We start from the raw sequence: 25,692 nt of genomic DNA on the forward strand, positions 1-25,692 counted from the left end.
AGTCAACTTTATTTTTTAGCATTCTGAATCAGCAAAAATCCACACAAGTTGTTCTTTAGTTATGCTTTTAAATAGTGCTCAATCACTGTCGTCCAGTAACTGATATATAGGGTATTGCTTTCACTGTCTGCCTTAGTCCGTTGCCGGTTAAGCCATCTAGCGAGCCGACTATCTTATCATAATGATATGAATTGTCAAGCTTTTTTATAATTTGTTTCTTCAAGTTAACTGCGTTATTTATGTGTAATCTACACACTAATCACTGCCAGTCCGTCTTGTGTGGGCGTATTATAGACGCTTTAAATCTTGAGTCAAGAGGTAATTTCTATTTAGTGTGAAATAGCTTGATTATCTAAGCTTCCAAACCACTTGCCTTTCGAAAAGGGTGGCAGTCTACGAGGGCTTTGGACTGGATAAAGGAAGTTTTTAGAAATCTTCTAATTTTCCGAACTCAATTGATTAGGCCTACTATTAAAAACAATAGTAGGCCCATTTATTTTCTTATTTACTAGAACTACCCGTTAGTCAAAAGTATAGCTCACACCAACGTTGCCACCGTTTTGACTACCACTACCACCAAAGGCGCTACTAATAGAAAAGTGTCCGTCAGATGTGGTGTAACCTACACCAACTGCATAACCTGTTTCCCCTTCCCATGTACCACCGCCTAGACCAACGCTGACTTTTCCTGGAACATTAGGATAGCGCAGCGCACCAAAGGCTAAAGCACCTGCAACTGCTGAATAAGTATCTCCTTCAAGATCATTTATTTTTCTATCTGTATAACCAAAAGCTTCTGCACGATTTTGATTAAGTTGAGAGACGTTAACTGCATCATTTGGATTGATACCAGCAGCGACATTGGTAATGCGGCGTTGGTTGTTTGCATTACCTACCGATACCGTGTTGGCAGCTGTTGATTGTGAGTTTGCTCCTAATGCAACCGCGTTGCTATGAGTTACACTGCTATTAGCACCGACAGCTACTGCGTCTTTGGCTTGAATGTTTACAGACTCACCAATAGCAATAGAGTTTGATGCGTCGGTGACTCCTGTAAAAACAGGGTTACCATCTACTATTTCAGCACCTGTTGCACCTACTTTCGCATTGCTACCTATTACAGAAACGTTGTTAGAAGTATTGCCTATAACATTATCATTGCCTAATGAATAGCTACTGTCACCACCGATGATACTTGGATCACCAATAGCTCCTGACATGTCACCTGATACAGTATTTTTAGTACCAACACTAATTGAGCTATTACCAGTTACTGTTGAACCTATTCCAACTGACACGCTATTTTTTCCCATTGATTGAGCACCGACACCAATAGCGATTGACCCATTGCCTGTAGCTCCTTCGTTATTATAGTTAACTTCAGCTATGGTCCCCGAAGTGTTAACACTAACGAAATGCTCTTTGCTTTGTTCAATTTTATTTTCTAATTCAACTCTAGCTTCTTCGCTGATACCTGAATCACCTTTGTCTCCTTGGGCACCATCAATGCCATTAGTTCCATCTTTACCGTCAGCACCATTCAAACCATCTGCTCCGTTCTGACCGGCTGAGCCTTGTGAGCCAACTGGACCCTGAGCACCATCAATGCCATTAGTCCCATCTTTACCGTCAGCACCATTCAAACCATCTGCTCCGTTCTGACCGGCTGAGCCTTGGGTACCATCTTTACCGTTCAAACCATCAACACCGTTTTGACCAGCTGGGCCTTGTGAGCCAACTGGACCCTGAGCACCATCAATGCCATTAGTCCCATCTTTACCGTCAGCACCATTCAAACCATCAACACCGTTTTGACCAGCTGGGCCTTGTGAGCCATCTTTACCATTCAAGCCATCAACACCGTTTTGACCAGCTGGGCCTTGTGAGCCATCTTTACCATTCAAGCCATCAACACCGTTTTGACCAGCTGGGCCTTGTGAGCCAACTGGACCCTGAGCGCCATCAATGCCATTAGTCCCATCTTTACCGTCAGCACCATTTAAACCATCTGCTCCATTCTGGCCAGCTGGGCCTTGTGGACCAGCATCTCCTTTCTCACCCTGATCACCTTTAGGTCCTGGTGTTAACTCAATTGTATTTATCTGTGTTTGTAAATCCGTCAACTTGCCATCAACTGCAGTGAATGCTGCACCCACATTGTTGTAGTCTGCATTGCTTATTCGATATTTGGGCGCTTGAAATACACCCATGCTGTTAAGCTGCGCGCCCCCACCCAAAGCAGCGGCTACATTGCCGAAATAAGAAACACCCGTCGTTTCCAGTCTTTTTAATTGCGCAATGTTCACTGCATCTGTATCAGTTGTACCTGCTGCTACACCAGTAATCTGACGGGTCTGCCATTGGCTCGGACTAGCGTTACTGGTATCACCAACACTAACAGCACCAAGAGTTGACTGCCAAATAGGGCTAGTATCGCTATTAGCTGAATAACCTGCCACACCAGTTACAGTAGTCGTTTTACTTTTCGATCCTAATGCAATGCTGTCACGCTTATCAGCTACTGCGTTAGTACCAAGCGCAACTGCTCGGATACCGCTTGCCGTAGCACCGATGCCTAATGCTTCATAGTCTGTCGGTACAAATTCATAGATTAAACCACCAACGCCGTCTGCTTTAAACCTACGGCCTTGAGCGTCTGTCTCAACCTGTGTGGCTGCAGCCGTGAAGTCCGCTTGCACAGTAGCACCCTCAACAGAAGCTACTGCAAATGTACTGCCACTACCGAGTGCAGTAGCCCCACTAGCATCGGCTCTACTATAACCACCTAATGCTGAGCTGGCATAGCCTGACGCTATATTGCTATAACCCACTGCTGAGCTATTGTTACCTGTGGCTTGGTTAAGGTAACCTGATGCTGAACTATTAAGACCTGATGCAAAGTTGGCACGACCCATCGCTGAGCTGTCACTGCCTAAAGCTCTGTTTCCAGTACCCAACGCTGAGCTATTATTAGATGAAGATTGGTTAGCAACACCTATCGCTGTGCTAGCAATACCAGAAGCTGTGTTAATACGACCCACTGCTGCGCTTTCATTACCCGAAGCTAAGTTGATGCGACCCACTGCTGAACTGTCGCTACCTGAAGCAGTGTTGTCATTACCCAATGCTGAGCTACGTTCACCAGAGGCCTCGTTGCTATAACCCACTGCTGAACTATTCAGCTTTGAGGCTACGTTTAGACTACCAATTGCGGTACTACGGTCTTCAACAGTTGAGTTGTCACTACCTATTGCCAAGCTATATTGACCTCCAGAGGTGTTGACGTAACCTACTGCTGAACTGAATCGACCAGAAGCTATGTTCTTATACCCTGACCCTAAAGCCATTTGTCCATTCACTATGTTGCTAGCACCTACTGCCGTACTATAGGTATTGTCCACTTTGTTTAGTATGCCTAATGCGGAACTTCCTAGCTGATCAGCACTGTTTTGCGACCCTATAGCAGAACTATTAATACCTAAGGCGCTATTGTAAGCACCTATCGCTGAGCTACTTTCATTAGAAGCAGTGTTTCTAGTACCGACAGCTGAGCTATAAACACCTTCAGCTCTATTTTGAAAACCTACTGCTGAGCTGGCTCCATTTTGCGTTGTGTTGAAATACCCACAAGCTATAGAATCAGGTGACGGAGAAGTACTGCCATTTGTTCCACCGGTCTGCGTTATACACACGTCTGCCTGACTACTCATTGCCGTCAATCCCAGCACGCCAGCAATAGCAACCCCTATAGCACTCCGGCGTAGTGACTTTCCTAATATCGCAGCTGGCACTGTGCCCACTTGACTTGATCTATTATTGGACTTTCCGCCCGACTTGCTGATTTCACTAACAGCTGTATAACACCCTGTAGAACGATTAAAGACAACGCGGTAAACATGGTTTAACATGAGAGAATCCTAAGTGTATGTAGCATTACTGGTAAGGTATTTGATTATATTGCCGTATAAAATAGAGCTATGTTTTGTTGTACCAAATAAATAACGGATGAACTGTTCTGCTGAAATTCAGTAAAACCACTTTCGAGTTACTACCTAGAAATCTTTATCTTTCAAAACAAGAATAAAACCTCATAACAACAAAAAACACAAAAATGTATATATTTGTATAGATAATATTTCAAATGTATCAAAAACACCTTTAATATGTAAAGAAAAAATACAATATTACAGATAAACGGTAGATATGACATGATGAGCTGAGACGCATTTCAGAGTAAGCTTACTAATGGCTAAGAAAGCCTACAAACCTGTACTTATGTATAAGTTTTCCTCGCACCAAATAAAAAAACACAAAAAACCCCTCTTATTAAAAATAAGAGGGGTTTTTTGTGTTTATAACTTACAATCTCAACTCTTGTAAGGAATAAAGCAGGATATGTCAGTCATATTAATGCTCTGCTTTGGCTTTCAATGTCGTAACAATACCCGATAACGCATAAATAATACCAATCGCCAAGATACCAACAGGTATATCATAAAGCACAATACTCATGACAAGTACGCCAATGATAAGAACAACGAAGGGGACTTTCTTTTTATCAAATTCTTTAAAGCTATAGTATTTGACGTTACTGACCATCAGCAAGCCACAAACAACGACCCAAGCTGCGAATAAGAACATAACTGCCGTATCGTACTGTCCAATCCACTCATTATGATCAACCGCAACCATCACAGCCGCAGTAACCAAAATGGCGGCAAGCGGACTTGCCAAACCGACGAAGTATTTTTTATCGACGATACCAACCTGCACGTTAAAGCGTGCCAAACGAAAAGCACCGCAAGCGGTAAAAACAAACGCACAGCCAAGACCAATACGACCAAGTGGTTCTAGAGCAAAGCTATAAATTAAAATAGCAGGTGCTACGCCAAACGCTAGCATATCGGCAAGCGAATCATATTGCTCGCCAAAGGGGCTTTGCGCATTAAGCATACGTGCGACCCGCCCATCAGCGCCATCAAGAATAGCGGACAAAAAAATGGCTAGAGACGCTTTGTAAAACTCGCCTTGCGTACTGGCCAAGATCGAATAGAAGCCGGAAAGCAGTGACAAGGTTGTAATCAAATTTGGCGCTAGATAGACACCGCGACTTACAACCCTCTGCCCTTCAGCAACTTCTGCTTCAATTACCTCAAAGGTCAAGCCATCATAATTTTCATTATCCGCTAAGCGAATATTAAACTCGTGCTCATCGACAAAGGGGGGCTGTGTTGCCGCACTGTCTTGCAACAACCCATCATTTAGGGGCGGATGATTTGATTCGTCTTTAGGTAATTGCACGTTAGTCATCTCAATATCCTTATTTGCCGACATTGTTATTCGCAGAGATTGTTATTCGCCGACTAGCCAGCGTACATTGGTTGCGCTATCAGGCGTTAAGTCTGGAGCATCAGCCACTTTTAACGCAGGCTGTAAGAAGCGTAATATCTCACGTGCATGATTATCAAATTGCCAAGGTGGATTGATAACCAATAAACCTGTTCCGTTAAGACCAACCGCCACATCATTTGGATAAATATTCAGCTCACAAACCAGCTGGCGGCGCATTTCAGTACGCTTAAGCTTTTTATAAAACAGCTCAACAGCTTCAACGTTCTTAATAGGGAACCAAAGCGCGTAAGTGCCTTGTGGCCATTTATTATAAGCCGCAACGAGTAGGTTTATCAGACGGGTAAAATCTTTGTGCTCTTGCTCATAAGGAGGATCAAGAAAAATCAGACCACGCTTTTCTTTTGGCGGAATAACGGCGGTAATACCTTCAAAGGCATCACGATGCTGTATACCAATGGGTAACTTGTGCAACTGATAATTTAGCGCATCATATTCGCTAGCTTTGGCTTCAAAAGCTTCACCGCGCACACCCGCATCTGGATTTTTCTCGATATGATGGGCAACCCACCAAGGAGAACCAGGATAGACTTTATTGTCATAAGTGAAACGGGCTTGCTTAATGCCTTCCATATAATCTTTGACAGCAGCGGGTGCCTTATCGGTATTGGCATTTAATAACGCTTGGATACCACCTTTGGCCTCACCTGTCTTGCGCGCCTCTTCACTGCTCAGTGAATACAGTCCGCGACCACCATAAGCATCAAGCACATAAAAAGGTTTGTTTTTTTGCCCCAATTGATTAAGGAGTTGTACCAATAAAATGTGTTTAACCACATCAGCAAAGTTACCAGCGTGGTAGGCGTGTTTATAGTTCATAATCTCAAAAGTTTAAATAAGAAAAATTACATCTATGGTAGCATAGGCAGAGTAAAAGATAACGATGGTTTTGGTAAAAAGGCATTGATTGGCTATGTATTGCTAGCTAACTGACCATAGTGAGACGAAATGACAGAAATTATTAGCAATCTTGATGTGACAAAGTTGGTGATTGATAATCCGATAGGAGAAGATAATCCACCTTTATTGTTTCCACATAGTGATGATCCAAGCCAAAAGCCACTGACTCAGCACATATTACAACCGTCTGATTTTGAGATCAGTTGGCAAGATAAGCTGACTGATACACAACTGGATACATTCGTTGAAGATGGCTGGATAATTATTGATGATGTCTTTGAAACGAAAGCGCTGTTAGCCTTGCAAGCAGAGAGTGGCTTTATTAACTATCGTGACGCAGAGCTCACGGCCGGTATTCGTGTCAGCGATATTCGCGGTGATCGCATCCGCTGGATTACAGAAAACTTCTTTGCAGGTTATTATTATTTGCAAAGCATCAATGCGCTTGCCGCCTTGTTTAATCGCAGTTTATTTGCGGGTATTCGCCACAGTGAAGCGCATTATGCTTGCTACCCGGTGGGGTTCGGCTACCAATGGCATAGTGACAATCCGGCTGGGCGTGATGAACGCGTTATCTCTGCGGTGTTTTATCTCAATGACGAATGGGAACCAACTGACGGTGGCGCACTAGAAGTCATTGATAAACATGGCGTTCATCATAACGTCATGCCTGTCGCCAATAGATTGGTGATATTTGACAGTGACCTACAACATCAAGTGCAAATTGCCCATCGGCAGCGTTATTCTATCGCTACGTGGATGCGCCGTGATGGTTTGGTGCCTTTTGTTGAAGACAATATTTAAAATTCATCAGCTATCAGAAAAAGTAAGTAATAAGTATAAAACAATGACTGATTTTATCGTGGCTGCCAATCTTAAAAATTTATCATTTTAATTCATAATAAAAAGGTTTATTCATGTCGGACTTCAATAAACAAAGCACCCATCAACCAGAAAACCATCAGCAGCAAACACTAGATTTAAGTATTGCTCTACTTGAACGTCCTTCCGTCACACCAGATGATGATGGCTGCCAAGATATCTTGTCAGAACGATTATCACAAGCTGGGTTTGACTGCGAATTTATGTATTTTGGCGATAGAGATCAAAGCGGCGAACATGCAGAAGTCAAAAATTTATGGGCGCGCCGTGGCACCACTGATCCAGTTATCTGTTTTGCTGGTCATACCGACGTCGTGCCAACAGGTGATGAAAACAATTGGACTTATCCGCCATTTACGCCAACCATCGCTGATGGTTACCTATGGGCTCGCGGTGCGGCTGACATGAAAACGGGCATTGCTGCTTTTACCGTCGCTGCCGAGCGTTTCGTCGCTAATTATCCTGAACATAAAGGCTCTATTGCTTTTTTAATCACCTCAGATGAAGAAGGCCCGTCTATCAATGGCACGGTCAAAGTCATTGAGACCTTAGAAGCCCGTAACGAAAAAATCACGTATTGCCTCGTTGGCGAACCATCGAGCACGGATACGCTTGGCGATATCATTAAAAACGGTCGCCGCGGCTCATTGGGGGCGGAACTTACGGTCACTGGCAAACAAGGTCATGTTGCTTACCCGCATTTAGCCTGCAACCCTATTCATGCAACGATGGCAGCCTTGGCGGAATTGACTGCCGCTACTTGGGATAATGGCAATGACTACTTCCCTGCGACTTCGCTGCAAATTTCTAATATTAATGGCGGTACAGGTGCCACCAATGTCATTCCTGAAACGTTAAAAGTTATCTTCAATTTCCGCTTTTCAACGGAAACAACTGAAGAAGAGCTAAAAACCAAAACTCACGCCATCTTTGATAAGCATTTTGCTGACAGTAAAGCCAGTTATGACATCCATTGGAAGTTATCTGGTCAGCCATTTTTGACCCCTGAAGGTAAGCTAGTGTCTGCCTGCCAGCGTGCGATTAAAGCAGTGACCGATGTTGATACCACATTATCTACGTCTGGTGGCACATCAGATGGACGCTTTATCGCCCCGACTGGTGCACAAGTGGTTGAATTGGGTGTACGTAATGCGACAATTCATCAAGTTGACGAAAAAGTAGAAGTCGATGATCTAGGAAAGCTTGCGCAAATTTATGAGGGAATTTTAGAGAATTTGCTACTGGATTAATAAATCCTATCAGTAAAAGTCAAAAAGCGCCATCTGATACAGATTTGGCGCTTTTTTTGTTACTCTAAAATACAGCTTTAATCTTTAATATACCCTATAACCATTTCACCTAAAGTTGTCATATGTGTTGTACGACCGTTGCTTTTAACTAGTCCAAAGCGTAGTAATGTGTCTTTATAGCTATCTTGCAATGCAGCTTTCTCCAGTTGCTCATCAGAAGCAGTATTATCTCTAGATATCGGATACAAAACATCTGGGTGCTGTAATATCCAATCAGAATGTGGACCTTTGCCAAGTCTTGGTTCAAGAGAATAATATATCAACCAAATTATCTCAGGATCGGTTAACTCTCTAAATATATTGAGAATTTTCCTTGATTCTTCATATTTTAAATCTTGTTTACCCAAGGACTTTTCAAGTATAGATGCAAGTCTCTCTTTACGTTCATGACTTATCGAACGAGAAGCCTGTAGCATACCTTCCTCTAGTAAATCTATGCCTTCCTCACTATTTAAATTTAACTTAAAGTGTTCAAGCTTTTCATCGATTTGAGATACTTTTAAGTCTAACTCTTGAAGAAATACTACTATACGTTCGAACCTCAGATTAGGGACAACGCTATCAAGCAGTTCTGAGACTAGAGTTCCTATGTATGGAAGTGTACCTGCTACTGCTTTAGCAATGCTAACCAACCTATCTTGAGAATTTGGCTCTAACTGACTCATTATTACTCCGATATAATAGCTAAGGTATAATACTGCTAAAACATTACTTTTAAGTAATTGATGTGCCTTAATAATTAAATTTATTTGAATTGATTATAAGAGCTTTCACTCAGTTATTTAGAATCAATAGCTTCACTCAATACCAATATAGAGATCAACTTTACCATACTCTAGATTGCCGCCAATATAATGCTCAAAATCAACATTGTACGTTCTTACATGCTCACAGCTGCGATCATTAAAGTATGTCCATGCCTTTTCCCAAGCATTCATCACAGTATTAGGCATTCTGCCCTCTTCAGAAAAGACCAAATATTTCCCTGCAGGAATATTGACCGTTACTAAATTACCAGCGCTTTGCTGCTCTTGCTCGCTGTCTACTTTCCAACCTGCCACCACATCGAAAGCGCCTACTAAGTCATCGCTCTCATAGTTATGGAAGATACCATAAATATCTTCACCTTCAGAAAGATGCGACTTATGGTTTTGATAAAACTTTTGCCATAATCGACCCAATTTGGCCGTGTCATGGCTGATTTCTGCATTGTTAGTGGTACGAGCACTGATACCCTTGCACACTATCGCTTCGGATAGCTCTTTAATTTGTGAAGTCATGATGCCGTCTATCCTATATATTTACTTGGTTTTTATTTAAAATCATATTTAAAACGATTAACGTTGCAACGTTAGTTTAATCTGCTTCATCAATCCAATTCATTTGAATGGCTTCTAAGATGCCTTCATTTGATTTTTGCGGATCATCATCAAAGCCTTCAAGCTCAGTCACCCAGCGATGCAAATCGGTAAAGCGAATGTACTGCGGATCGGTCTCTGGAAATTTCTCATACAGCTCAATCGCGATATCTAAGCTGTCTGTCCATTTTAATTTTTGCGGGGTCATGGTGGCTCCTTAACTTTGAATCATTTTTATACACGTCATCGAACCAGTGGTCAATTTGACTGGTGATTTGATTGGCGACTTAATAACCGCTATCCTACCAAAATTCGCCCACTGATTATAGACAAGTTCGTTATGCAGCACTTGTTGTTTTAGTCGGCTCAGCAGATTTGGCAGATTTAATCGCCACTTGATGCTGATTCCAAGTATCAATGACCTCATTCAGCCGCTCGCCTATCATATCCAATATCTCTGGTGCACATTTGCCTTTTTTATTGGTCAATACAAACTTCGTCATACCAACGCCCATCAACTGGTTATTTACAAAGAAGCGCGTTTCAAAATAAACGTATTTTTTATCCCATCCGACAAGCGTACTATTTACCGTCATTTTATCTAAGAATTTAATTTCTTTCAGATAAACCATCTCTTGCATGGCGATAACCCAACCTAATGTTTTAATACCTTTTTGATGACAGCATGCCATCAGCCAGCGAGTAATGTTTAGCTCAATAAAAGACAAATAACGATAATTAGGTAGATGATTCCGAAAGCCCATATCATGCGGCAACACTCGATAATGACGAACCGTCGGTGCAATCAAGATCTCAGTACTAAGGCGCTCGCTTATTGATTGCTGCTTAAGTTGTTGTTTTAGCAAGCTGACCATAATAAAAAAACGTATCAACATATTCATAAATGACTCTCTTAACGCTTATTTTATGTAAATTTATTGGGTATAAATTATTGTATATAATATATAAACAGCGACTGGCTATAAATGCAGCGTACCTTAACGCAAAAAAAGCCACCTCAGTGACTTTCTTTGTTTAAAAACTTATAGGTAAAAGCGAATAGTCAAAAACATATTTTAATTATTAATGACCGCTACCATTGATACTACGTACCATCTCTTCTACCATTTTCTTAGCATCACCAAAGATCATCATGGTTTTATCCATGTAGAACAAGCTATTATCTAGACCCGCATAACCCGTACTCATTGAGCGCTTGATGACCATCACAGTTTGGGCTTTGCTGACTTCTAGAATCGGCATACCAAAGATTGGAGACGTAGGATCATCTTTCGCAGAGGGATTCACAACATCGTTTGCGCCGATAACTAAGACCACATCTGTACTAGCGAAATCTGAGTTGATCTCATCCATCTCTAAAATATCATCATAAGGCACATCAGCTTCTGCCAATAGTACGTTCATGTGACCTGGCATACGACCAGCAACGGGATGAATGGCAAAACGAACGTTAACGCCTTCTTCTTTTAGCAATTCATACAGCTCTTTTACCGCATTCTGTGCGCGGCCCTGTGCCATACCATAACCCGGTACAATGACCACGCTGCTGGCGTTAGACATGAGGAACCCTGCATCTTCTGCTGAGCCTGCCTTGTAGTTTTTCGGTGCACCATCATCGCCGCTTGCCGCCACGGCTGACGTACCCATCCCACCGAACAATACATTGAGTAATGAGCGGTTCATGGCTTTACACATGATATAAGATAAGATCGCACCTGATGAACCGACTAGTGAACCTGCGATAATCAACATTGAGTTACCAAGCGTGAAACCAATTCCTGCTGCCGCCCAACCTGAGAACGAGTTCAATAGTGATACAACCACTGGCATATCACCGCCACCGATTGGCGCAATCCACATCCAACCAAAGATTACCGCAATCACTGCCATCGCATAAAACGCTGGTAGCGAATCAGTGACGAAATATACGCCACCGAAGCCGATCATAGCAATAAATAGTAGCGCTTGGACAGGTTTTACCCAGCCGCCAACCAATGTTTTCGCCCAACTTTTTGCCGCCAGTTTACCAAAGGCAAAGACCGAAGCTGAGAACGTAATCGCACCGATGAAGCAACCGATAAATAGCTCAACACGGGCAACGGCGCCATGCTGCTGCTCAGTATGCAATACCGTCGCAAGTGCAATCGCAACCGCTGCCAAACCGACGAATGAATGCATCAAGGCAACGGTTTCTGGCATTTGGGTCATCGCAACTGTTTTTGCTTTCCACATACCGACAAGGGCACCCAAAACCATTGCGCCGATAATGAGCCAAAGGACAGGGCCTTCTGCTAAAAAGAATGTCGTCACGACGGCAATCGCCATCGCTGCCATACCAAAACGGTTACCACGGATAGCGGTCTTTGGACTAGATAAACCACGTAAGGTCAATACAAAGAGGATAGCGCCTACTAAATAAAACCAATCAGCATTTGCCGCAATCATTGTTGAGAAATCATTCATGCGTCGCCTCCAGTTTCTGTTGCATTAGTTTCAAGAGCGGGTGCTTTTTTCACTTTAGGTTTAAACATCGCAAGCATACGCTCAGTCACGGCAAAGCCACCGAAGATATTGATACTGGCTAAAAATACGGCAAAGGCACCGAGCAAACTGGTCGGTGTAAACATCGAGCCGTCTATATTAACAGTCTGTAGCATCGCACCCACGATGACGATACTTGATAAGGCATTGGTTACTGCCATCAGTGGTGTGTGCAAGGCAGGGGTAACGCCCCAAACCACGTAGTATCCGACAAAAATAGCGAGTACAAATACCGTAAAAATCGCTACAAATGGTGTACTACTCATGGCCGCACCCGCTGGCGCTGCCGCTAAAATAGTGGCAATCATCTAATCCTCCTAAAAATTTATTCATTACTGGCCAATGTATAGTGACAAACATGTCCTGATAAACAGTCAAAATCTAGCGTTTAGCCAGTCGTACCTGACTGTCATGTGTCACTGCCAGTGCGCCCTGAATCTCGTCTTCCATGTCTAAGTTAAGCGATAAGTTAGGTGATGCGTCACTTGCTGAAGCATCATCGCTAGCAGGCGCAATTAAAGTCGTAATAAAGTTAACCAAGTTATTGGCGTACAAGTCTGAAGACTGAGCGGCGAGCATTGATGGAATATTGGCAGCACCAACAATACGCACACCATTGTCCGTGGTGATGGTCTCATTAGGTACACTACCTTCGACGTTGCCACCCGTTCCAGCAGCCATATCGATCAGCACGGAACCCGCTTTCATTTTGGCAAGGGTTGCCTGATGTACTAAGCGCGGGGCATTACGTCCAGGAATCTGTGCCGTGGTAATAACGATATCAGCATTGCTCAAGGCTTTATCCACGACAGCCGCTTGATCTTTGACATATTGCTCTGATGGCGTCCAAGCATAACCACCTGTGGACTTAGCTGTCTCAGCCTCCTCTGCACTCATCGGGACATCAAGCCATTTACCACCGAGTGACTCCACTTGCTCGCGAGCGGTCGGACGTAAATCACTGGCTTCAACGACTGCACCTAAGCGCTTTGCCGTTGCAATCGCCTGCAGACCTGCAACCCCAACGCCTAATATGACTACTTTGGCTGGCTTGACCGTCCCTGCTGAGGTCATAAACATAGGAAAGGGACGCGAATATTCATTAGCTGCTAGCAATACCGCTTTATAACCGGCAAGGTTAGCCTGCGATGACAATACATCCATATTTTGTGCACGTGACAATGTGCGAGGCAAGAGTTCCATTGCAAAGGCCGTCGTACCTTTAGCCGCATAAGTGTCAAGCTGAGTATTACGATAAGGATCAAGCATGCCAATGACAATCTGACCAGGTGACAAGTCATCAACGGCTTCCGCTGGTAGGTCATTGACGGTGGTAATAATTCGAGACTGTGTGATTACCTCGGCGCTGCTGTTGGCAATGTCGGCGCCTGCAGCCTGATACAGCTCATCAGCATAATATGCTGCTTGACCTGCACCTGACTGTATGACAACTTCAAACCCAAGCTTACGCAATTTTTTAACTGCATCTGGGGTTAGCGCTACACGGCTCTCGCTCGCGATATCCGCACTGATTACACCGATTTTCATACCGTCTCCTTACTTACGTCTAATGACTATACTTACGTCTCACGACTACCTTTAATACCCTCAACGCATATTTAAAAAGCACAGGGGACAAAAAGACCTTTGGTCATTATTAATGTAACATTACGACCGAAGGTCATCAATTTAATAAATGATAGATACTTTTCCATCATTCCTTTTTATTATAGAGATATCATCTGCCAACTTTCATTGCCTAATGATGACCCACAAGTAAAATAAAAAGTTAGGTATTTACACCATCTACATAACTTTTATTGTTATATTAAAAATTTTTCCTTTTCAATGAAACGCTAAGCCTGACAAGATATCTGCTCCTACCCCTAAAAATCGCTTAAATGTTTGTCATTTTTAGGGGTAACGTTAAAAAACACAAAATAGCGATGAGTAGGTCAAGATAAAATGCTGCATATCGTATAATAAGAAAACTTGATACATAAGTAGAATGCCCATTGAATCACTATAATAAGGAATGACGATGTATTTTTTACTCTCCCCTGCCAAATCTTTAAATGAGAAAGACGCTGTGCCAGTAAACCTAGGCAACCACTACAGTCAGCCTGAGTTAATTGAACATTCACAAGCATTAATGAAAAATTTAAAATCAAAAGAACCAATTGATTTACAAGAATTGATGAGCATATCTGACGACTTAGCCCAACTAAACGCTGAACGCAATCAACAATGGAGTTGGAGCAACGATAAGCCATTTACTTTAGACAATGCCAAACCTGCAGGCTATTTGTTCGATGGTGATGTTTATACTGGTCTCGATATGTATCACATGGATAAAGACACAGCCATCTATGTCAATGAACATCTGGGTATTTTGTCTGGACTATATGGCGTGTTAAAACCGTTGGATTTGATTCAGCCTTATCGCTTAGAGATGGGCACCAAGCTAAAAAACGAGCGTGGTGATAATCTTTATGAGTTTTGGGGAAAAGAAGTGACTGACGTTATTAATGCGCGTATGGCAGATAGTAATGACAAGGTTTTGATTAATCTTGCGTCTAATGAATATTTCAAAGTTATAAAGAAAAAGGGGCTAGACGCTGAAATTATCACGCCACGATTTGAAGATGAACAAAATGGTCAATATAAAGTGATTAGCTTTTATGCTAAAAAAGCACGTGGCCTAATGGTGAAATATGCCGCTGATAACAAGCTGACCAATGCTGAGCAGCTAAAGCAGTTTGATTTAGCAGGGTATTATTACTGTGAAAAGGCTTCTGATGATAAAACATGGACGTTTAGACGAGATGCGGCGGATAAATAAATAGCCGTTCCTCCTAACACATTAATATAACTTAATTATTTAAGCTTTTATCATGAAATGCCGTAGAACCTATCCATGATTTCCGGTGTATACATTGGTAAACAATCTAAATAAATATATTGGAGATTAAGTACTTCTTGCATTATTTCATTAGATTGGACTAGTGTCACAAGTAACATTGCTTTTAAAGCTTCTAATCCATTAGAGTTCTGTAGAATCTGAATCATTAATGGTTCCGGAAATCCATCTTTTCTTCTAGAAAATGCATGCATTCCACTATGAACATAAGAATTAGAAGCTTTTAAAGCCATATCTTTAAACTCTTGCATTAGCATTAATGCTTTTTTAGGAACCTTTCCTTCTTCTACTTTAACCTCAAGTTCCGATAAAATAATATTAATGGTAGGTATTCCTTTTTCTGCTTGCTTTACATTCTGCTCAGTTAAAGGCTTATTAAACCTTTCAATAACATTATTAGAAGCTACCCAGTACAGCCACTTTGCTCTTAATAACGACTCAAACTGTAAGCGTAATAGGCTACTTGCTGAAATACTACAACGATTCTTTGCTAAAATATGAATCGCATGGCCATGCTCTGAAGATATATCTGCCAAGATTAGAGTAGCTATATCCCTGTTTTTAAGTCTTTCAAATGTCGAAACATTCTTAGTTTCTCTTAATAGTGCCTCACGGAATTCAAAAGATTTCGAACAAAACTCATTAAAAGTAGTCTGCATAATCATGTCTTTATATAAATATTTATTTCAATTAATTATAATTTAGAGCGTTTAACTAAGCTAGTGTGAAGCACATAAAAAAACCCTAACTCATTGAGTTAGGGTTCTTTATTATTTAAAGCAAGTATAGATTAGAAGGCATAAATTACATCATGCCGCCCATTCCACCCATGCCGCCCATTCCACTAGCACCGCCCATGCCAGCCATACCATCATCTTTTTCTGGTAGGTCAGTAATCATGGCTTCGGTAGTCAGCATTAGGCCAGCAACAGACGCGGCGTTTTCTAGTGCTGAACGAGCAACTTTCGCTGGATCAAGGATACCCATTTCTAGCATATCGCCGTATTCACCAGAGGCAGCATTGTAACCATAGTTACCAGTACCATTCTTCACTTCGTTAACCACTACTGATGCTTCTTCGCCTGCGTTGGTTACGATTTGACGTAGTGGCGCTTCCATCGCGCGGCGTAGGATATTGATACCTGCGTCTTGGTCATCATTATCGCCTTTTAGTTCAGACAATGCATTCATTGCACGTACTAAGGCAACACCGCCACCAGGGACAACGCCTTCTTCAACAGCTGCACGAGTCGCATGTAGCGCATCATCAACTCGATCTTTCTTCTCTTTCATTTCGGTTTCGGTCGCTGCGCCAACTTTGATAACTGCTACGCCGCCTGCCAGTTTCGCAACACGCTCTTGTAGCTTTTCTTTATCGTAGTCAGACGTTGACTCTTCGATTTGACGGTTGATAGACGCAACGCGATTATCGATATCAGCTTTGTTACCAGCACCATCAACGATTACGGTGTTTTCTTTACCGACAGTAACTTTCTTAGCGGTACCCAATTGCTCAAGCGTCGCCGTCTCTAGGCTCAGACCGATCTCTTCAGAGATAACAGTACCACCAGTTAGAGTCGCGATATCTTCTAGCATGGCTTTACGACGATCACCAAAACCTGGTGCTTTAACCGCACAAGTTTTTAAGCCGCCGCGCATGTTGTTAACAACAAGAGTCGCTAGCGCTTCGTTTTCTACGTCTTCAGCGATGATTAGCAATGGTTTGCTCTGCTGCATTACTTGCTCAAGTAATGGCACAATCTCACGGATGTTGCTGATTTTTTTGTCAACAAGCAAGATGTATGGGTTTTCAAACTCAGCGGTTAAGCTGTCTTGCTTATTGGCAAAGTACGGGCTGATATAACCACGGTCAAACTGCATACCTTCGACAACTTCTAAGGTATCTTCAAAGCTTGAACCTTCTTCTACCGTGATAACGCCTTGCTTGCCTACTTTTTCCATCGCTTGCGCAATCAAGTCACCGATTTTGGTGTCTGAGTTTGCAGAGATAGAACCCACTTGAGCGATTGCTTTTGAATCGTCAGCTGGCGTTGATAACAAATGAATTTGCTCAACAGCCGCGCGAACTGCTTTGTCGATACCGCGCTTAAGATCCATTGGATTCATGCCAGCAGCAACTGATTTCATGCCTTCTTGCAAGATTGACTGAGCCAATACTGTAGCAGTGGTCGTACCATCACCAGCGACATCATTTGTGCGGCTAGCGACTTCACGGACCAATTGAGCACCCATGTTTTCAAATTTGTTTTCAAGCTCGATTTCTTTGGCAACTGATACACCATCTTTAGTGATGGTAGGAGCGCCGAAAGATTTATCGATAACCACGTTACGACCTTTAGGCCCTAGGGTTACGCGTACTGCGTTTGCTAGAACGTTTACGCCGTCCATCATTTGTTTACGGGCATCAATGCCGAATTTCACGTCTTTTGCCATGTTAAATTACTCCACTATTATAAGTATGAGAATGCAATTAAATGAGTTGATATATTCTTATCAAAAACTATTGTCAAAAATGTGCTGAGTATAAAAATATACTCAAAATGACTAACCTTCTAGCACACCCAACACATCAGATTCTTTCATAATCAATAGTTCTTCGCCGTCAACTTTCACGGTTTGACCAGCATATTGACCGAACAGGACTTTGTCGCCAGCTTTTACATCTAACGCGCGAGTTTCACCATTGTCACGAATCTGGCCGTTACCAGTTGCTAGCACTTCACCTTGTGAAGGTTTTTCTTGAGCAGAACCAGGGAGCAAGATACCACCAGCCGTTTTTGTTTCTTCTTCTATGCGGCGGACAACAATACGATCATGTAAAGGACGAATATTCATCAATATGTCTCCAATAATTTGGTTATTTACAGTAAGGGTTTATTTGAATTAATAGTCTCAATACCAATATCTGTAGGCATTACTGCTTAAAACAGCATTCTAAAGATAAGCTTTGAGCTTGTATCAAAAAGTGGGGGCAAAGTGAGTTAGCTTCAAGTGTAAAGCCCAAAAATTTACAAGAATTTTGCATATCATGGGTTATTTAGGTGGTAATGACGTTTATGAAAAGTCATTTGATTGGATTGCACTGTATTAAAGGCTTTAGCAGGATTTTAAAATCAGCGATCTGAGAGGTAAATTTCAATACTGAATTGAATCAATTAAGCTACCCCATATCGTTTGCAACTGACCGATTAACTTATCCTTTCTTAGGAAACTTACAGCAAGTGACGTCTCATGATATCGTACTCAAAGCCAGCAACGTTGGCTACAATAGCAACACCACAGGGACGGCCTTCACTCTTGAAAAGGCAACAGCCCATGACCATTATAGTTCTTGGGATTACAATAATAGTTATAAGCAATGCCATAAATAGCAATTAAGGAATATCCATGAGTTTTTTATCGAACAATCAAAAATCATCATCAACCGATGCTGATAATACCAAACGCCGCCAGTCTCAGTTTTTAACCGCTTTAACCACTGGGGCGAGTATTGCTACGATTGGAGCTTTAAGTATGACCGCACCTACCCTTGCCAGCGCAAAGAGTATCGAACCTTCAAGCGCCAACTACAGCTTTACGGTTGAAGACAAATATAAAGGTACTGCCACTCGTACTCTGGAAAAAGCGGGTAATACTTGGAAATATAATGTCAATGCTCGGGTGGCAGGTGTCGCAAGCGCTTCGCAAAACAGTACTTTTACCATCAACGGCAATAATGTCATTCCGAGTCAAGCAAGTACCACTTATAAGCTATTAGGCGTTGGCCGTACGCACAAATTAGACTTTAATCCAAGTAGTAAAAAGGTGGTGAGTAACTATAAAGGCAAATCGACAACCATGAACATGGCGCAACAAGCCTTTGACGATTTGAGTTTGGAAGTACAAATTCGCCAAGATTTATTAAACGATAAATTTTCTGGCAACTATTACATGGCGAAAAAAGACAAAATAGAAAAAACGCCTTTCAAAAAATCGGGTAATACCAAGATTACCGTTCCAGCGGGTACATTTGATACCGTACGTGTCGACCGTATCCACGATGACAATAGTCGTTCTACCAGTTTTTGGCTAGCACCAAGCTTAGATTACCTACCAGTAAAAGTGAGCCAAATTAATGATGGCAAAAAGATGGATTTAGAGTTAACCAAGGTGAATTAAACCCTGTATGAATCAAGCAAAAATAGTATAAAAAAAGCGGCGCTCTAAATAAAGTGCCGCTTTTTTATGTCTTAAACTTAGCTAAATTAATTAACGTGGTTGCTTAACAACGTTGTTCATTGAAGGGAGGCGTTTTAGTAGAATAAATAACCAGACATTGATTGCCAGTAATAAGACAAAATCAAGCAGATAAACCACTATCTCCGCCCAACTGCTACCATAAGCGCGGGTAAACAGCACCACACCACTCGCCCCCAAATAAACCAAGGTAAACATACTGCCTATCAATAGCACATACGGCGAACGACCCCTTAGTATCGCTGGCGTTAAGAAAAATGCAGGTATTAGCCACAGCGCTTGCCATGCGATACCACCAATGATATCAGGGCTACTGGGATTAAAAACACTAATAAAAATAGGTAGCCCAAGCAGTCTATAAACCAACCAAATCAGCCAAGTCACCATCAGGCGTTGACGAATGGGCGTAATAGGCTTTTTGCCCTTAACAGCTTTGGCAGATTTTTTTGCTGGTGCGCTTGCATTTATCTCACTATCGGAGCGGTTTGTGACCATTAGATATACTTATTTCCTAATTAATAGCGTTATATAAGACGTTGCATGCTATAAAAATCCGCTTAACGAGTCCAGTTAGCTTGCGCCAATGCAGTAGCACTAATAGCCAAGCGTCGACCTTGGGCGATAGCCAACTCGCGCTCATCAGCTGAGACGGGTTGATCATGTAACGCGCCACTCACGTGACTGGCACCATAAGGCGATCCACCACGATGCGTACGATTGAGCGCAGGCTCAGCATACGGCACGCCAACAAGGATCATGCCATGATGCATCAATGGCAACATCATGGTCAACAACGTTGTCTCCTGCCCGCCATGCATCGAGCCGGTGGCAGTAAATACAGCGGCAGGTTTGTTCTGTAGATTACCTGCTAGCCAAAGGGTAACAGTATTGTCCCAAAAGTATTTCATGGGGGCGGCCATATTACCAAAGTGCGTCGGGCTACCAAGCGCCAAACCCATACAGTCTTTTAAATCGTCCATGGTGCAATATAAATCACCTTCATCAGGTATTGCAGGCTTGCTCGATGTGGTTTCGGGTGCAACCGTTGGTACCGTGCGGATACGGGCTGTCATACCAGCATCCTCAATACCTTGAGCGATAGCATAAGCCAATGTCTTAGTCGTACCGTAATTTGAATAATAAAGCACCAAAACATAAGGGGCGGTCTGACTCATTAGCAATACTTCCTCATAAAACCATTAATATTATTGTTGATTCTAATCACCTACAACAGCTTCTATATAGCCACATCTTAAGCATAAAGCTTTGCTTATTACATAGCTATACGCAACCTGTGACAGATAGCCTAAATGCAGGTATATATTATGCCCCAGTCATTCACTGACATGCAAACAGCCTTGGTACACCTTGTCGCTAATAACCTGTTAGATAGGTTGATGCTGTGCATTTTGACACAATTAAACCGCAGATGGTAACAGCGCATGTTTGTTACACTACTGTCACTCAAATACCTGCTAAATGGTCGATATGGAAAATTTATCAAAAAAAATCCCGTTTTTACATCAACGCTGGTTTCAATTCTTACGATTCTTGACTCGGCACTTTTTTGAAGACAATTGCCAGCAAAAGGCTGCATCGCTGACCTATACAACTATGCTGTCGATTGTACCAGTCCTAACTGTCCTATTGATGATTCTATCTTCGGTACCAGCACTTGCATCCGTTAGAGCACAGATATATGAAGTGATTTACAGCAACTTGCTACCACAATCAAGTATGCAGGTCAGTGAGTATATCAATAGCTTTGCTGAAAAATCATCAAATTTAACCATCATTGGGGCGATGGTGTTATTTTTTACGACCATTATGACATTAACAACTATTGAGCGCGCTTTTAACCAAATCTGGCGAGTAGAAAATCGCTCAGGCGGCATAAAAAGCATGCTGCGCTATTGGACCATAGTGACATTAGGACCACTGGTCTTGGGTACGGCTTTTATCGCCTCAAGTGCGGTGCAAAGCTTGAGTTTTTTAAATCGACAAATCGCCGGTTATGGCATTGACTGGTCTTTTTGGGTACAAGCTGTATCCATTGGTATCACTGTCGCAGGCTTCATTGGTATGTACTGGTTCATCCCAAAAGCGCGCGTACCCGCGAAAAATGCAGCCATTGCCGGTCTCTTTGTCGCTATCGTATTTGAGCTGATGAAGAATCTGTTTGGTACAGTAATGGCAAACTTCACCAGTTATGAAGCGATTTATGGGGCTTTCGCGGCACTGCCCATCTTCTTACTATGGATATATTTGTCTTGGAATTTAATCCTATTAGGCGTTGAAATCAGCTATACCTTGACGATTTTTGAGACTGAAGAGGTCTATCCACGCCACCCGCTCCTAAGTTTGCTCGATATGCTAAACCTCGTTTATACCCATCATTTAAAAGGGGAAGCGGTAAGCGAACAAGCGCTACGTAATGTGCTAGGACGCAAAGAGTTGCCAAAATGGTATACCTATATTAATTATTTGCAAGACAGCAACTTAATTACTATGACTGAAGATAATGATTATGTGCTCAAGAAAGATTTGAGTAAAATGACGTTATGGGATTTTTATCGCACGCTACCCTACCCTTTACCTATCAAACATGAGCTAGATGAGATGAGCCCAGAGGATCAAAAACCTTGGCTTAGCTTGCTAGTCAATCGTTTTGAGAATACGGAAGCTTATGCCAAGCAACAGTTAGATGTACCGTTAAATGTTATTTTTGCCAATAGCGAGCCACGTAAAAAAGCCGATTCTAATGGAAAAGGTGTCAAAGGCAGTCAATCAAGTTTATTTAGAAAAACCTCGGCAACCACTATGCCACTAGCCCAGAGTGAGCCAATTGAAGGCACGCCACACTTTGACCCACTAGCTTATGATAAAGACAGTGATGTTGAATGCGACGAGCACGATAATGAGATTCTTATTCCTAAAGATTTGAATGACTCTAAAATTAAAACCAATGCTAATCTCTTTAATCATAAAGGCGATATCATTACTGAAGCAGACAACCCAAAAATAAATTAGCAAGAGCATTAGTAATAAATGAAACATATTAAACAATAAAAATTAGTTTTTATAACATATAAAAACAAAACTTATTATTATTAATTGAACAAAAGTCGTACAATATACTAACATAGCTGTTATATTGCCCTAAACTATTATTAGGGTAATAACTTGAAAAATACAATAGCATTTCCAGTAAAAGCGCTAAGCATTGGTGTCGTATCTATTATGCTTTCTGCTTGTGGTGAAGGTGATGGAAGCACATCATCACTTGTACCACCAGTAACCAGTATTCCTGCAACGCCACTTGAACCAAGTACACCAATCAAATATCCAGAACCAAAAAAGGATATTGCTGATTTTTATTTATTAGGGTTTTTTGACCACGATGGTAGAGCGGGAGAAATTCGAGAAATTCGTCCAGATTTAGTTGGCGATTTCCAAGCGATGATTCAGTTTGGTCAAAATCATACTGTTGATCCACAGGGTAACGAAGCAAAAAATATGCCGCGCCTGACGGCAGAAAAAGAAGCGCTGTTATTAGTGACGCCTACTCTTGAAATGGGTGATATTAATAAATTAGCGGCTGAAATTTACAAAGATGGGGTTTTATTAAGAACTGTCAATTTAGCCGATCCTACTCAAATTCCAGACACGGATCAGACCAATACTGACCAACGTCCCCGTGTTTCTTATAGTAAGCGCGCATGGTCGACTAAGCTCAACTGGGACGAAGTACAAGGTGGTCTCAAAATCCGCATTGTGGATGAGCAAAATCGTAGCGGTGAATTGTTAGAAAATAAAATAGATTTTGCGGCACCAGGCGAGTTGGTATTGACCAATATTCGTCTAGGTATGCTAACGGATGCGCCTCAATCTTGGGGTCATTACATGTTACGCGACCCAGAAAGAGCCGGTTCAGACTACTTCCAAACCATTCCAGCGGCACAAATGACTGTTGCTAAATATGATGACCTCAAGCTTGATCGAGTAATGGTTGCCAATGGCACTATTTATGATTCGGTGAGTAACTCAAATGGTGGTGTTTATGAAGGCGATATGCGTGAAAATACCGGTAAATCAACTTTTGGTGTCGGCATTAACTTAGCCAATTGGGGCGTCACCAGTGCCTCAATGCAAAGCCAAGAGCAGCCACAATTGACCCAAAACGTCAATGCGCACCACGCCCGCGGCAAATATGCCAATGGCGAAAGCAACCATGGCTTAAGCGGTGGTAATGGCATGCTGACTTTAATTGACTCTGTTGGTAATGAATTCAGTCATGAGATCGGCCATCATTATGGCTTAGGTCATTACCCTGGTAAAGTCGGCGAAGATTATTTTTGGGCAGAGCATCATGCCAATAGTGGCTGGGGCTATAACAGCGTTAGAAATAAAATGCGCAGTAACTTAGACTGGCCACGAAACAACGTGGGTGATGGTCTAACTGGCAAACCTACGTTTTTAAGCACCTATGGCTATGGTCGCGATGCTATGTCTGGCGGATCACATAGCGGCGCTTATTCAGACTATACTCATTATACGGGTTACAGTACAAAAATTAAAATACAGCCAGCATTTGATCGGGCAGTATTTGATGCTGATTCACCGACCGGCTATAAGAAATGGAATGCTGATCTTAGAAAGATGGAAGTCATCCAGCCTAAAGTACCAAGATCTACCAATGTGTGGTACAACAGTACCGATGGTAATTACTTAAAAGCACGTTTGCAGGGTGTGCCTGTTTTCACTATTTTAGGTGGCTATGACCCTGTCGCGCAAAAAGGCATCATTTATCCAGCAGCACGTGGTAACTGGGGTAACGTTTTTGATTTACCAACGCCCAATAACTCGCTAGAAGCAGCAAGCTGCTGGTTGGCGGTCACTTATAGTAATAACGCATTTAATACTATTGCTTTGGCACCTAATCGAATGAATGGCAATGCCAATAAATTTCATGTCAATTTAGCAATCGCTGAAGATCCGAAAAAGGTGGATTTGTACTGTAAAAAGGCCAATGAAGCACAAGTGTTATTGTCTTCAATAGATATTGGTCAATATAGCGATGCCATTAAACCAGCTGTGACTTTTGGTAGAGAACATGGCTATACAGCACTTAGAAAAGTTGAATTACCGATCTTAGAGCAGAAACTCCTTGCTCAAGCTGAAAATTCGACTATTAGCTTAGACGCCAATGGTGAATTAATATATAACTCTTATAAAAACGATCGTAATGAGCTAAGTCAAGAGCTTAGTCCTGTAGCACTCCAAACATTAGAACGTTATGAGCAGCAACAACAAACCATGTACCGCTTAAATCGTTGGGTCAATGTCTATCGTACTGATTTAATTAAGAACGAGCCTGAAGCACTTACTGGATTTCAAAAGTTTGTTGTAGAGTTAGACCTACAGGATGACAAACCTTTAGAAAACGCCAGTCCTATGCTTAACGGTAATAATTGCCTTAAAGCTGAAACACTAGAAGATGGTAAGCTAAATGCCTTTATTAGTGGTCCAAGCGCTTGTACGGGTGACGACTCTGAACAATGGATTCAAGATACGAAGGGTAAAATCCACAGTAAAATGGCGATGGATCAGTGTCTAACGACTCAAGGTGGTGTGGTTAATTTGGCAGCTTGTAGTCTTAATATTGATACGCAGCATTGGGAAATGGTCACTAGCACTAAAGAAATCAAGCAAGGAAATCAGTGTTTTGATTTAGAAGGTGGTCATTTAAAAGAAAACCGCGCACGCTTAATTCGTTATGGCTGCAACAGTGGCGGTAATCAAAAATGGACGATGATGACGAAAAACCCAAGCTTTATCTTAGCAACAGCCGGCAACAACCTACCATTAATTATGGACAGTATGCAAAAACAAACGGTAACGATGGACAATAGGCAGAAACAGTCGTTAAGTGTGGATAATACAGCAGCACCATCAGTACTAGGGAAATTAAGCACCGCGATAAGCACTTGGATTGACGATTTAGCTAGTTAGTCAATAGATAACACGAAAGCTTCATCACGTTAAAAATAAGCTCCTATTACAGGGGCTTATTTTTTACTAAATTTTTAATCTT

The 25,692-nt window shown here is 42.0% G+C and carries 21 protein-coding genes; 6 read left to right on the forward strand and 15 right to left on the reverse strand.

The genetic code is table 11. The annotated features are described in order from the left end of the window. Positions 1-521: 521 nt before the first annotated feature. The 3 genes from JMX93_RS11290 to JMX93_RS11300 all read right to left on the reverse strand — a co-directional run bounded on the left by JMX93_RS11290 (position 522) and on the right by JMX93_RS11300 (position 6,228). Complete coding sequence (locus JMX93_RS11290) at positions 522-3,908, reverse strand: ESPR-type extended signal peptide-containing protein (RefSeq protein WP_499204790.1); 3,387 nt, start codon at positions 3,906-3,908, stop codon at positions 522-524. A gap of 499 nt (positions 3,909-4,407) precedes the next feature. Beyond that, a complete protein-coding gene (gene pssA, locus JMX93_RS11295; protein WP_499204791.1) occupies positions 4,408-5,310 on the reverse strand; it encodes a CDP-diacylglycerol--serine O-phosphatidyltransferase in 903 nt (300 codons plus the stop codon). Positions 5,311-5,352: 42 nt separating this feature from the next. Then, complete coding sequence (locus tag JMX93_RS11300; protein ID WP_045446718.1) at positions 5,353-6,228, reverse strand: 23S rRNA (adenine(2030)-N(6))-methyltransferase RlmJ; 876 nt, start codon at positions 6,226-6,228, stop codon at positions 5,353-5,355. A 129-nt stretch (positions 6,229-6,357) separates the two neighbouring features. Between JMX93_RS11300 and JMX93_RS11305 the strand changes: the two genes are divergently transcribed. Both JMX93_RS11305 and dapE read left to right on the forward strand, forming a co-directional pair. Beyond that, positions 6,358-7,113: a 2OG-Fe(II) oxygenase gene (locus JMX93_RS11305; RefSeq protein WP_443518601.1), complete on the forward strand. Its 756-nt coding sequence runs from the start codon at positions 6,358-6,360 to the stop codon at positions 7,111-7,113. Positions 7,114-7,226: 113 nt separating this feature from the next. Then, entirely contained in the window at positions 7,227-8,441 is a 1,215-nt protein-coding gene (gene dapE, locus JMX93_RS11310; RefSeq protein ID WP_499204792.1) for a succinyl-diaminopimelate desuccinylase, read from the forward strand. 77 nt (positions 8,442-8,518) lie between these two features. Here dapE and JMX93_RS11315 read toward each other — a convergent pair whose 3' ends face one another. The 7 genes from JMX93_RS11315 to JMX93_RS11345 form a co-directional block, all read right to left on the reverse strand. Continuing rightward, on the reverse strand, positions 8,519-9,166 hold the full coding sequence (locus tag JMX93_RS11315; RefSeq protein ID WP_499204793.1) for a hypothetical protein: 648 nt from the start codon (positions 9,164-9,166) through the stop codon (positions 8,519-8,521). A gap of 132 nt (positions 9,167-9,298) precedes the next feature. Further along, a complete protein-coding gene (locus JMX93_RS11320) occupies positions 9,299-9,781 on the reverse strand; it encodes a GyrI-like domain-containing protein (RefSeq protein ID WP_193011527.1) in 483 nt (160 codons plus the stop codon). 76 nt (positions 9,782-9,857) lie between these two features. Then, a complete protein-coding gene (gene iscX / locus JMX93_RS11325) occupies positions 9,858-10,067 on the reverse strand; it encodes a Fe-S cluster assembly protein IscX (RefSeq protein ID WP_021812734.1) in 210 nt (69 codons plus the stop codon). Between the two features lie 130 nt (positions 10,068-10,197). Continuing rightward, positions 10,198-10,761, reverse strand: coding sequence for an acyl-CoA thioesterase (locus JMX93_RS11330; protein WP_499204794.1), 564 nt, complete (start codon positions 10,759-10,761; stop codon positions 10,198-10,200). Between the two features lie 181 nt (positions 10,762-10,942). Next, positions 10,943-12,343, reverse strand: coding sequence for an NAD(P)(+) transhydrogenase (Re/Si-specific) subunit beta (locus JMX93_RS11335; RefSeq protein WP_499204795.1), 1,401 nt, complete (start codon positions 12,341-12,343; stop codon positions 10,943-10,945). Continuing rightward, positions 12,340-12,729 carry a proton-translocating transhydrogenase family protein gene (locus JMX93_RS11340; protein ID WP_443511657.1) on the reverse strand — a complete coding sequence of 130 codons (390 nt, stop codon included), beginning with the start codon at positions 12,727-12,729 and terminating at the stop codon, positions 12,340-12,342. The genes JMX93_RS11335 and JMX93_RS11340 overlap by 4 nt, the downstream gene beginning before the upstream one ends. A gap of 73 nt (positions 12,730-12,802) precedes the next feature. Next, positions 12,803-13,969 carry a Re/Si-specific NAD(P)(+) transhydrogenase subunit alpha gene (locus JMX93_RS11345; protein WP_499204796.1) on the reverse strand — a complete coding sequence of 389 codons (1,167 nt, stop codon included), beginning with the start codon at positions 13,967-13,969 and terminating at the stop codon, positions 12,803-12,805. 493 nt (positions 13,970-14,462) lie between these two features. Here JMX93_RS11345 and yaaA point away from each other — a divergent pair, with 493 nt between their 5' ends. After that, positions 14,463-15,263: a peroxide stress protein YaaA gene (yaaA, locus tag JMX93_RS11350; RefSeq protein WP_499204797.1), complete on the forward strand. Its 801-nt coding sequence runs from the start codon at positions 14,463-14,465 to the stop codon at positions 15,261-15,263. Between the two features lie 50 nt (positions 15,264-15,313). Here yaaA and JMX93_RS11355 read toward each other — a convergent pair whose 3' ends face one another. The 3 genes from JMX93_RS11355 to JMX93_RS11365 form a co-directional block, all read right to left on the reverse strand. Next, positions 15,314-16,000, reverse strand: a complete 687-nt coding sequence (locus JMX93_RS11355) for a DUF6988 family protein (protein ID WP_499204798.1) — start codon at positions 15,998-16,000, stop codon at positions 15,314-15,316. 145 nt (positions 16,001-16,145) lie between these two features. Next, a complete protein-coding gene (groL, locus tag JMX93_RS11360) occupies positions 16,146-17,795 on the reverse strand; it encodes a chaperonin GroEL (protein ID WP_499204799.1) in 1,650 nt (549 codons plus the stop codon). A gap of 111 nt (positions 17,796-17,906) precedes the next feature. Further along, entirely contained in the window at positions 17,907-18,200 is a 294-nt protein-coding gene (locus tag JMX93_RS11365; RefSeq protein ID WP_025652227.1) for a co-chaperone GroES, read from the reverse strand. A 549-nt stretch (positions 18,201-18,749) separates the two neighbouring features. On the opposite strand from JMX93_RS11365, the gene JMX93_RS11370 reads away from it, so the two are divergent. Continuing rightward, a complete protein-coding gene (locus JMX93_RS11370) occupies positions 18,750-19,520 on the forward strand; it encodes a DUF3108 domain-containing protein (RefSeq protein ID WP_443518592.1) in 771 nt (256 codons plus the stop codon). A gap of 90 nt (positions 19,521-19,610) precedes the next feature. On the opposite strand, the gene JMX93_RS11375 is transcribed toward JMX93_RS11370, so the two are convergent. Continuing rightward, positions 19,611-20,093: a hypothetical protein gene (locus JMX93_RS11375; RefSeq protein ID WP_499204800.1), complete on the reverse strand. Its 483-nt coding sequence runs from the start codon at positions 20,091-20,093 to the stop codon at positions 19,611-19,613. 62 nt (positions 20,094-20,155) lie between these two features. Beyond that, positions 20,156-20,773: an NAD(P)H:quinone oxidoreductase gene (wrbA, locus tag JMX93_RS11380; RefSeq protein ID WP_193011513.1), complete on the reverse strand. Its 618-nt coding sequence runs from the start codon at positions 20,771-20,773 to the stop codon at positions 20,156-20,158. Positions 20,774-21,086: 313 nt separating this feature from the next. Here wrbA and JMX93_RS11385 point away from each other — a divergent pair, with 313 nt between their 5' ends. Both JMX93_RS11385 and JMX93_RS11390 read left to right on the forward strand, forming a co-directional pair. Then, positions 21,087-22,628, forward strand: coding sequence for a YihY/virulence factor BrkB family protein (locus JMX93_RS11385; RefSeq protein ID WP_499204801.1), 1,542 nt, complete (start codon positions 21,087-21,089; stop codon positions 22,626-22,628). Between the two features lie 210 nt (positions 22,629-22,838). Continuing rightward, the gene (locus tag JMX93_RS11390) at positions 22,839-25,610 is read left to right on the forward strand and encodes a M66 family metalloprotease (RefSeq protein WP_499204832.1); all 2,772 of its coding nucleotides are present in this window, start codon (positions 22,839-22,841) and stop codon (positions 25,608-25,610) included. The last annotated feature ends 82 nt before the right edge of the window (positions 25,611-25,692 follow it).

It is taken from the genome of Psychrobacter muriicola 2pS, assembly GCF_904846535.1.
Taxonomy (GTDB): Bacteria; Pseudomonadota; Gammaproteobacteria; order Pseudomonadales; family Moraxellaceae; genus Psychrobacter; species Psychrobacter aquimaris.

Bases quoted from the DNA above. Each gene is read 5' to 3' on its own strand.
- JMX93_RS11335 (WP_499204795.1), bottom strand. From the start codon at position 12,343: ATGAATGATTTCTCAACAATGATTGCGGCAAATGCTGATTGGTTTTAT.
- pssA (WP_499204791.1), bottom strand. From the start codon at position 5,310: ATGACTAACGTGCAATTACCTAAAGACGAATCAAATCATCCGCCCCTA.
- JMX93_RS11300 (WP_045446718.1), bottom strand. From the start codon at position 6,228: ATGAACTATAAACACGCCTACCACGCTGGTAACTTTGCTGATGTGGTT.
- JMX93_RS11320 (WP_193011527.1), bottom strand. From the start codon at position 9,781: ATGACTTCACAAATTAAAGAGCTATCCGAAGCGATAGTGTGCAAGGGT.
- groL (WP_499204799.1), bottom strand. From the start codon at position 17,795: ATGGCAAAAGACGTGAAATTCGGCATTGATGCCCGTAAACAAATGATG.
- JMX93_RS11330 (WP_499204794.1), bottom strand. From the start codon at position 10,761: ATGAATATGTTGATACGTTTTTTTATTATGGTCAGCTTGCTAAAACAA.
- JMX93_RS11390 (WP_499204832.1), top strand. From the start codon at position 22,839: ATGCTTTCTGCTTGTGGTGAAGGTGATGGAAGCACATCATCACTTGTA.
- JMX93_RS11340 (WP_443511657.1), bottom strand. From the start codon at position 12,729: ATGATTGCCACTATTTTAGCGGCAGCGCCAGCGGGTGCGGCCATGAGT.
- JMX93_RS11345 (WP_499204796.1), bottom strand. From the start codon at position 13,969: ATGAAAATCGGTGTAATCAGTGCGGATATCGCGAGCGAGAGCCGTGTA.
- JMX93_RS11370 (WP_443518592.1), top strand. From the start codon at position 18,750: ATGAGTTTTTTATCGAACAATCAAAAATCATCATCAACCGATGCTGAT.
- JMX93_RS11385 (WP_499204801.1), top strand. From the start codon at position 21,087: ATGGAAAATTTATCAAAAAAAATCCCGTTTTTACATCAACGCTGGTTT.
- dapE (WP_499204792.1), top strand. From the start codon at position 7,227: ATGTCGGACTTCAATAAACAAAGCACCCATCAACCAGAAAACCATCAG.
- JMX93_RS11305 (WP_443518601.1), top strand. From the start codon at position 6,358: ATGACAGAAATTATTAGCAATCTTGATGTGACAAAGTTGGTGATTGAT.
- wrbA (WP_193011513.1), bottom strand. From the start codon at position 20,773: ATGAGTCAGACCGCCCCTTATGTTTTGGTGCTTTATTATTCAAATTAC.
- yaaA (WP_499204797.1), top strand. From the start codon at position 14,463: ATGTATTTTTTACTCTCCCCTGCCAAATCTTTAAATGAGAAAGACGCT.
- JMX93_RS11315 (WP_499204793.1), bottom strand. From the start codon at position 9,166: ATGAGTCAGTTAGAGCCAAATTCTCAAGATAGGTTGGTTAGCATTGCT.
- JMX93_RS11355 (WP_499204798.1), bottom strand. From the start codon at position 16,000: ATGCAGACTACTTTTAATGAGTTTTGTTCGAAATCTTTTGAATTCCGT.
- JMX93_RS11290 (WP_499204790.1), bottom strand. From the start codon at position 3,908: ATGTTAAACCATGTTTACCGCGTTGTCTTTAATCGTTCTACAGGGTGT.
- JMX93_RS11375 (WP_499204800.1), bottom strand. From the start codon at position 20,093: ATGGTCACAAACCGCTCCGATAGTGAGATAAATGCAAGCGCACCAGCA.
- iscX (WP_021812734.1), bottom strand. From the start codon at position 10,067: ATGACCCCGCAAAAATTAAAATGGACAGACAGCTTAGATATCGCGATT.